Source organism: Microcoleus sp. D3_18_C4 (assembly GCF_036702355.1).
Lineage (GTDB): Bacteria > Cyanobacteriota > Cyanobacteriia > Cyanobacteriales > Microcoleaceae > Microcoleus.
In genome coordinates, this window is record NZ_JAUBTF010000042.1 from 58,359 (window position 1) to 66,970 (window position 8,612).

Sequence of the window (8,612 nt, forward strand, 5' to 3'; positions counted from 1 at the left end):
ACCCCTACAAAACGATGATTTCCCTGAGAATGAAACCGCCCTGCCTTCTTCCCTTTTCCGTCTTCACCTCGAATCTCAATATCAATCCGTTAAATCCCGTACACTACTCGTTGCCGAACTTCCTATTACAAAAGTCCTTCGAGTCGGCGGCGAATAGAATCCAGTTCGTTTTGGGAAACCTCAGAATCAGGTTCGGCTTCGGGATCGGACTCCGGCTGCCACTGAGTCTGTGTTACATTATCTTCTGGCGGAATAGCCAGCGCGCCCGCGGGCACAAGTTCCCAATCATAATCAACACTGTCACAGAACTCCTTAATTTCCTCCTCGTCGATCGCCTCGACAGTGGGCTCGGGGAAATCCTGAGCTTCCAACATCACGCCAAAGCGGGTGGCGTCGTCTTCTGACTCAAACATCAGAACTTTGTTGCGATCGCCGAGTTGAATGGTATGAATTCCCTCATTCTCGGTGCGGGCATTGAAGAGTAAGACGAACACTCGCATAAGTTTTAAAGACCTTCTTAACCACCGTTTTTTTATCTTAGAAGCGATCGGGCAACCGATTTTAAATTTTATATTTTAGATTTTAGATTGACCACCGATCCTGCACCGGCGGGATCGAAAGGAGTTGGGGCATTTGGACTACTTGGTTTTATATTTTAGATTTTAGATTGACCACCGATCCTGCACTGCGGGGGGAATCTAGAGGATTTGGAGGAGTTGGAGGACTTGGTTTTAGGTGATGTTGCGTGTTTTGATTAAGTTCGGTAAAGGTTTCTGGAGTCTACCCTGGAGTGGGACGTGCCTTTTGCCTTCGTTGGGCCCGATCGGCACTTCCGACCTCACTTCTGAGTCTACCAAAGGCAGAAGCCACCCTGGCGAATCACAGAGATTATACCTGTCTAAAATCGGCTGATTTCCTATAATTCCTGAATTCTCTGATTTTTGAGAAACACCCATGACTAACTCGGACGATAACAAAAATCAACTCGCACCCCGTCCCCATCGCCGCTGGTGGCGTCTGCTGCTGCTTAGCGGTACGGGATTAAGTATTCTCGCCTTGGTGGGGGCGGCGGTAGGATACCAGTGGGTGCGGGAAAAGTTAGCTCCTTTGGTGGAAACGGAAGTCAGTCAGTTGCTGAAGCGACCTGTGCAACTCGGACGTTTGGAGGGATTTTCTCTGACAGGTTTGCGGTTTGGTCGATCGACTTTACCTGCAACTCCTACCGATCCCGATTACGCTTCTACAGAAGCAGTGGAAGTGCAATTTTCAATCTGGCCACTGCTGTTCAACCGCACTCTCAAATTAGATATTACCTTAGTTAAACCCAACGCTTATATCGAACAGGAGGCTGAGGGCCGCTGGGTTAATATTCCAACTAGGGAGCAAAAATCTCCGGGTTTATTTAAAACTGAAGTTGAGGCAATTCGAGCTGAAAATGCCGCCGCAGTTTTGGTGCCGAATCCTGCTGTCGGGCAGAAAACTTCGGCTCCGATTTCTGTAAATTTGAAAAATGGCAGTGCTCTATTTCGCGATCAAAATCAGCGCGTTCTCTACGAACTAAACGGTCAGTTTACTAACAGCGATAATTTTATACTTAAAGCTGATTCTATTTTACCTGCCGCTCAAACTAACGTGCAGTTGCAAGGTCAAAATTTGCCTTTGCCCGACCTCGCTCGCTTGCTAAAACTTCCCGGCATTTATTTACAAAAAGGTCTGGCTAATGGCAATTTAACCGTGCAATTGCGAGATAATAAAGTATCGGGAATTACCGGAGTGGCTAGTTTTGGGGGAGTGCAAGCGAGTATTTCCCCGCTGAAACAAATCATACAAAATAGCAGCGGTCAGTTGCGGTTTCAGGGAACTAATGTGATTGTCGATAGTCTGGCGGCTAATTACGGTTTAATTCCGCTTAGAATAGCAGGAACAGTTGCCACTGGAACCAATTTTAATTTGGAGAACGCTAGCTTCAATCTGACAACGAACGTGCAACCAGTCGCTTTGGCAAGTGTTGTCAGTGCGGTGGAGACAGAGTTAGGGAAGAAAGTAGTATTACCCGTGGCTGTGGCGGGGGAAGTGAAGGCGGATGCCAAGCTGACTGGAACAGTTGCAATGCCGGTGCTGACAGGTACGATCGCCTCGACAAAACCTACTACGGTCGATCGACTGCAATTAAACAATATTAGCACTAATTTCAAATTGGAACGCGGGAGAATGGCTCAAACCCCAACTCCCAATTCTCAATCTTCTATTCCCCCGTTTTCCTCTTTAGCTTTGACTGTGAGCGATATTTTGGTAGTGCCGGCGGCGGGTGGTAAAATTGGCGGCAAAGGTGAAGTCGATCTAGCTTTATCAAAGGAGAATTCGCGATCGGGTTTAGTGTTTGACTTGCAAGCTGAAAATGTACCCGGAGACGCGATCGCCCAAATTTACGATCTCCCAATTCCTGCTAGTGTTAATATTGGCACGGTGTCCGCAAAAGCTCAAATTTTCGGCCCGTTAGACAACATTCAAGCGAGAGTTCAATGGCAAGCACCGCAAGGAACTTTCCCTGCAGCGGGCGAAATTCGAGCCGGAGGAAATTCGGCGGATTTGCAAAATACGGTTGTGAAAATTGGCGACGCTTCTGTGAACGTGGATGCTGCGTTAAAAGACCGTCAGTGGCAAGCTTTGATCGAGGGCAATGGTGTGGATCTCAACAGTTTGCAGCAAGTCCTGCCCGACCTTAATTTGCCTCCTGAACTAGCAGGTTTGTTCAGCGGAACCGCCGAAGCTGCGGGAACTCTGGACAATTTGAGTTTAAATGCGATCGCTGCGACGGGCAAAGGAACGCTGAATATTGCTGACAGTATTGTTGATGTTAATGGCGAACTAGAATCGGGTAACTGGCAAGTTATTGGCAACACTGATAAAGTAGCTGTTAATCAATTAATTGATATTGGATTGCCGTTTTTAACAGGGGAAACGACCGCAAATGTAGACAATTTAAAATCCAAAATCCAAAATCTAAAATCGATTGGCGGGCAGCTAGCAGGTGAATTTCGAGTGGGGGGCAATGTTGATAATTTGACTGCTAGCGGAATCAATGTTAGTGGCAACGGTAGGCTCAATTTTGCCGACAGCAATGTGAATTTAAACGGAGAATTGGTAGCGGGAAACTGGCAAGTAACAGCACAAACAGATCGCACTTCCATCGACCGCTTAGTAGATTTGACACTGCCGATTTTAGATGTGGCTTCAGCATTTAGTCCCGAAAATCAGCAATCTGCCAATCTCAACAATCTAAAATCCAAAATCCAAAATCTAAAATCGATTGACGGACTGCTATCGAGTCAATTTACAGCATCGGGAAGTCTTGACAATTTGACGGCTAGCAGCATCAATGCCAGCGGCAACGGCAGACTCAATCTTGCCGGCAGTGATGTTAATTTAAAAGGAGAATTGGTAGCCGGAAACTGGCAGGGAACCGCAGAAACCGATCGCACTTCCATCAAACGCTTAGGAGATTTAGGATTGCCCCTGTTAGATGTTGGCTTAGCTTTCGCTGCTGACAATCCCCAAACAGTCGCCAATATCAACAATCTAAAATCCCAAATCCAAAATCTCCAATCGCTTGACGGACAAATATCCAATCAAATTCAAGCCAGCGGTAGTCTTGATAATTCAACCGCCGCCGACATAGGCGTCAGCAGCAGCGGGAAACTCAATATAGGGGACGGTACTCTTGCTTTTAGAGGTAAATTAGAAGACAGACGCTGGCAAGCTTTCGCCGATGCCGATCGAGTTATTCTCAGTCGCTTAGAACAAACTGTTCGCAATCTCCAACTGTTTCCACTAACGGCGACTTTGCCTAAAGGATTTGACGGCAGAGTTAACGGCGAATTCCAAGCAGCGGGTAGTTTGGATAACTTGACAGCGAAGGGAATTAATGCTAGCGGAGAAGGAGTGATTGTGGTCGATCGACTCGGGGCGATCGATACTACGGCCAAATTAGAAAACGGCAACTTGCAAGCATTGCTAGAAACCAACGGAATTGCCGTCAGTAATTTAGAACAAACCCTCAAACAAACAGGTTTGCTGACAGCGGATTTACCGCCAGAAATAAACGGAACCCTCAACGGCCAAGTCCGCATTTTGGGAACAGTAGATAATCTAACCGCCAACAACATCACCGCCAACGGCGACGGACAAATTCGACTCGCCAACGGCGGAGGAATTGTCAATGCTAAAGGCAGCGCAGAATCCGGGAATTGGCGCGCGTCTATTGAGGGCGAGCAAATTGCTCTAAGTCGCTTCCAGCAAGCCTTTGAAGCCCAGCGCCAAAGCTTGCAAACCGGAGGTGTAGTCTCCAGTACCCAAAATCTCCCCCAGCTTGCAGGACTGTTTAACGGCAATATCAATTTATCCGGCCCGATTGCCGGTTCCCCACAAACAGTTCGCGCCGGCGGCAGTTTCCGCATCTCGGAATTGCCGTTTTTGAAACAACCTTTCGAGGCAGTATTTAATTGGGACGGCAAACGAGTGGAAATTGAGAACGCCACAACTCCCGGTTTGACAGCAAACGGCTTTGTTAACGTCGAACTCGAAGGTAAAGGAGGGCCCTCAATTTCCAACTTAGATTTGGATGTCAGACTCGCCAACTTTAATCTGGCAGCCTTACCAGCAGAACAACTAGGATTTTTGTCTACAATTGCGGACAAAAATTCCTCACAGCAAAACCAGCCCCTGCGCGGCAATGTCGATTTTACCGGCAGCCTCACCGGAACCCTCGCCGCCCTCAGCTTAGTTGGCGACGTGGAAGTGCGGGATTTAGCAGTAAATCAAATCGCTTTTGACCCGGTACTGGCGGGGAGTGTGAATGCGGATGCTGGGAAAAGTGTAGATTTGCGTTTGGCCGGCGCCAGCGACAAAATCGAAGTAGCTTTAAATCAATCTTTTTTGCCGACATCTTTCTTAATTCAACGCGGGGAATCCGTGGCTAGGGGCCAAACCCAGGGAGAAACTTTGCGAGTTAATTTAAGCGATTTTCCCCTCGCTGCTTTGAATCTATCACCTGGGAAAGAGGCAGGTTTGGGGCCGATAACTGGTACGGTTTCGGGACAAGTAAATGTCCCCGGTTGGAAGATGCCGTTAAATCCGGCGACTTTGCAAGCAAGCGGACAAATTGCGATCGCCCAACCGGCGATCGGCTACATTAAAGGTGACAGTTTCCAAGCCGAATTCAGCTACGCTAACGGCAGCGCCACTCTCACAAATGGCATATTCCGCCAAGGCAGCGGTCAATACTTAATTTCCGGTAATGTTCAAACAGGCAAAAACCCGCAATTTGCCGGGAAAGTTAACGTCCAGCAAGGCAATTTGCAGCAGGTTTTAACCGCTTTGCAATATTTCAATTTAGGCGACTTGGCGAGAGGCCTAAAACCTCCTGTTTACGGTGACAGTGGCGACGTGCAAACTGTAGCAGTCGGAGAACCAGAAGCCCCGCTAATCGAACAGTTGCGCCGTTTGGCAGAAATTGAAATACTTTTGCAGCAGCAGCAAGCAGTGGAAACATCAGAAAAATTGCCTCCCTTATCCCAATTGCAAGGCACTTTTGGCGCGGAAATTGCTGTCGCCGGTTCTTTGCAAACGGGTGTGGAAGCTCAATTTAATGTGAAAGGTGATAACTGGCAGTGGGGAGAATATGTCGCTGAAACGTTCAGCCTTGAAGGCAGTTTTCAGGACGGGATCTTAACTGTTTTGCCTTTGGAAATTAGATCGGGCAAAAGTGCGATCGGCTTTTCGGGACAACTTGGGCAAAAAGCTCAATCCGGGCAGTTGCGGGTAGAAAATGTGCCCGTGGAAGAGTTGGCAAAACTGGTGGAATTGCCTTTTGTGGATGTCACGGGAAATTTGAATTTGCGGGCGAATTTGGCCGGCAGTTTGCAAAACCCGCAAGCCACCGGAGAATTGAGTTTGGTTGACGGTACGTTAAACGGAGAACCGATTAAACAAGCCGACGGCAGTTTCAGTTACAGCAATGCCCGCCTGAATTTTGGCGGCAGCGCTTTGGTAACTCAAACCGAACCGATTGAAGTCGCCGGAAGTTTGCCTTTTGAGTTGCCGTTTGCAGCCGTGAAAGCTGACAGCAATCAAATCGATTTGAGGGCGAATTTGCAAAATGAAGGTTTGGCAATTATTAATGTATTGACTCCGCAAGTTGCGTGGGTCAGCGGCAAGGGACAGGTGCAAATTCGCGTGGGAGGAACGCTGCAAGACCCTGTAGCGCAAGGAATTGCGAATTTTGAAAATGCAACCGTCCGCGCGCAAGCCTTCCCAGAACCGCTGACAGGGCTAACTGGGACGGTGCGCTTTGAGGGCGATCGTATTCGGGTAGAGGGAATTCGGGGACAGTTGAGTCAGGGACAAGTTGTGGCCCAGGGTGTAATTCCGCTGTCTGTGCCCTTCGCGGAGGGCGATGTCGATGCGGATAATCCCCTGGCTGTGAATCTCGACAAGTTGGCAGTGAACCTGAGAGGATTGTACAGCGGTGGCGTTGTTGGTCAAGTGCAGGCAAGGGGCACGGCTAGGCGCCCGCAGTTGAGCGGTAATATTGAACTGTATGACGGTGAAGTATTTCTCCGGAGTCCCGGCGGCACAACTCAGTTAGCTTCTTCCTCTTCTGCTTCTGATTCTGATTCTCCTTCCGCTGCGACTGAGGTTTCTGCTTCCCCTGCGACTGATGTTTCTCCTTCCCCTGCGACTCCGACTTCCCCTTCCTTTGAAGTTGGATTGAACGATTTGCGGCTGAATTTGGGCCGGGGAATTCGGGTAACGAGTGCGCCGATATTAAGTTTTCAGGCGACTGGGGGCTTGACGGTGAATGGAACTTTAGATGACCTTCGCCCGGAGGGTACGATTCGGTTGACTTCCGGGTCGGTGAATTTGTTTACGACGCAGTTTAGACTCGATCGAGGATACCCCCAGACTGCGACCTTTGTACCAACACAAGGACTCGATCCGACCCTGGATGTGAGATTAGCAACTTCGGTGCAGGAAGTAACGCGGTTCCGCATTCCCGGCACATCTGTAGCTTCTGAAATAGCAGACGAACCCACAACTTTCGGCAATGTGCGGAGTGTCCGAGTTCAAGCGTTAGTGCAGGGAAGGGCTTCTCAGTTGGGGGAAAATCTGGAGTTGAGGAGTTCTCCGAGTCGATCGGAAATAGAGATTGTAGCGCTGTTAGGCGGCAGTTTCGTGGAGACTTTGGGACAGGGAGACAGTACACTGGCGATCGCAAATTTAGCCGGTGCAGGTTTATTGAACAACCTTCAATCTGCGGTTACAAACGCCACAGGATTGAGCGAATTTCGCTTATTTCCCACTCGGATTAGAGGCAACGAAGCACAAAGTGCTAGTTCCAGTTCAGGTGCGGGTTCTCTCGGTTTAGGTTTAGAAGTTGGGTTTGACATCACACGCAATATTTCAGCATCAATCATTCGAGTTTTGTCAGCAAATCAACCGACAGAATTTACTGTGCGTTATCGATTGAGCGATAAACTTTTACTCAGGAGTTCCAGTAATTTTCAAGGAGACAACCGCGTCACTGCTGAATATGAATTGAGGTTTTAGTCAGTTGGCAGTTGACAGTTGACAGTTGGCTGTTGGCTGTTGTCATCAGCCAAAAGTTAACAGTCATCAATTCCTAATTTCCAATTCCCCATTATTGAATAATTTGCTATAATAGTAACAGCAGCAAATTGGTACTACCAACCCCGCACACAAGGTTATAGGAGTTAAGTCAAATGGCAAACAAACTCCAAGTAAAAACAGAGTCGATCGGCTACAGCGACTTTTACTGGAACCGCTTTAGTCCGAGAGTTGCGACTATCAGCAGCGTCCGCAACGCCAATCACTGGGACGGCGGATTTATCACTTATATTGCATTTCCCACGAAAGTCGAAGCTACAGCAGCAATGAAATATTTGCTCTTGCATCAAAAAGCTGCTGATGTCGATATGCGGAAAGCCAAGCGAATGAAAGCAAAAGGCATTCGGTGGGAACTCAAAATTCGGGGTTTAGCTTTTAATGAAGTGCTGAAACTGGCAACAATGGATATAACTGGAAAGCTAGTTATGTCGCCTGCAACTACTACTCAAGCCACAGGCTGATAATTGAAAAACTTCGTAGTTGCGCTAAGCGTGCTAAAGCGCAACTACCCACCTAAAAATTCCTAAAATATTGCATTTTCCTTCTTCCTTCTTCCCTCTTCCCTCTTCCTTCTATAATATGCGTTTCATCAGCCCCAAAACAGACTTTGCATTCAAAAGAATCTTCTGTTCTTCCGAACACCCAGAAATTTTAATCAGCTTCCTAAATGCAATGCTGTATAACGGAGAACCAACCATCCAAGAATTAGAAATAATTGACCCTTATTCAGCGGGAAGCGTTACAGGATTGAAAGACACTTACCTGGATGTCAAAGCCAAGATTACCGGCAACAAAACCGTGATTGTAGAAATGCAGGTCCTCAACGTCGCCGCCTTTGAAAAACGGGTAGTATAGTCATTTCAAATAAGTATGAGACTATTTAAAAATGAGGTAAAATTAATAAAAATAGTGAACCCGCTAGGAAA

4 protein-coding genes and 1 pseudogene are annotated in these 8,612 nt (G+C 47.7%); 3 read left to right on the plus strand and 2 right to left on the minus strand.

What is annotated here, in order from left to right:
• Positions 1–125: 125 nt before the first annotated feature.
• Together QUA90_RS20125 and QUA90_RS20130 are read right to left on the minus strand one after the other, a co-directional pair.
• Positions 126–500 (minus strand): DUF3110 domain-containing protein, encoded by a 375-nt coding sequence (locus QUA90_RS20125; RefSeq protein ID WP_333447351.1) that lies wholly within the window; start codon positions 498–500, stop codon positions 126–128.
• A gap of 231 nt (positions 501–731) precedes the next feature.
• Positions 732–956: a hypothetical protein gene (locus QUA90_RS20130; protein WP_333447352.1), complete on the minus strand. Its 225-nt coding sequence runs from the start codon at positions 954–956 to the stop codon at positions 732–734.
• Between QUA90_RS20130 and QUA90_RS20135 the strand changes: the two genes are divergently transcribed.
• From QUA90_RS20135 to QUA90_RS20145, 3 genes and pseudogenes are all read left to right on the plus strand, one after another.
• Entirely contained in the window at positions 955–7,608 is a 6,654-nt protein-coding gene (locus QUA90_RS20135) for a translocation/assembly module TamB domain-containing protein (RefSeq protein ID WP_333447354.1), read from the plus strand. The genes QUA90_RS20130 and QUA90_RS20135 overlap by 2 nt on opposite strands.
• A 173-nt stretch (positions 7,609–7,781) precedes the next feature.
• Positions 7,782–8,147, plus strand: a complete 366-nt coding sequence (locus tag QUA90_RS20140; RefSeq protein WP_333447356.1) for a hypothetical protein — start codon at positions 7,782–7,784, stop codon at positions 8,145–8,147.
• 118 nt (positions 8,148–8,265) lie between these two features.
• Positions 8,266–8,538: pseudogene (locus QUA90_RS20145) on the plus strand (Rpn family recombination-promoting nuclease/putative transposase); the annotation flags it as partial.
• Positions 8,539–8,612: the final 74 nt, after the last annotated feature.

What these genes read in the sequence shown, in the direction of transcription:
- QUA90_RS20135 (WP_333447354.1), top strand. Translation starts at nt 955, where the DNA reads ATGACTAACTCGGACGATAACAAAAATCAACTCGCACCCCGTCCCCAT.
- QUA90_RS20125 (WP_333447351.1), bottom strand. Translation starts at nt 500, where the DNA reads ATGCGAGTGTTCGTCTTACTCTTCAATGCCCGCACCGAGAATGAGGGA.
- QUA90_RS20130 (WP_333447352.1), bottom strand. Translation starts at nt 956, where the DNA reads ATGGGTGTTTCTCAAAAATCAGAGAATTCAGGAATTATAGGAAATCAG.
- QUA90_RS20140 (WP_333447356.1), top strand. Translation starts at nt 7,782, where the DNA reads ATGGCAAACAAACTCCAAGTAAAAACAGAGTCGATCGGCTACAGCGAC.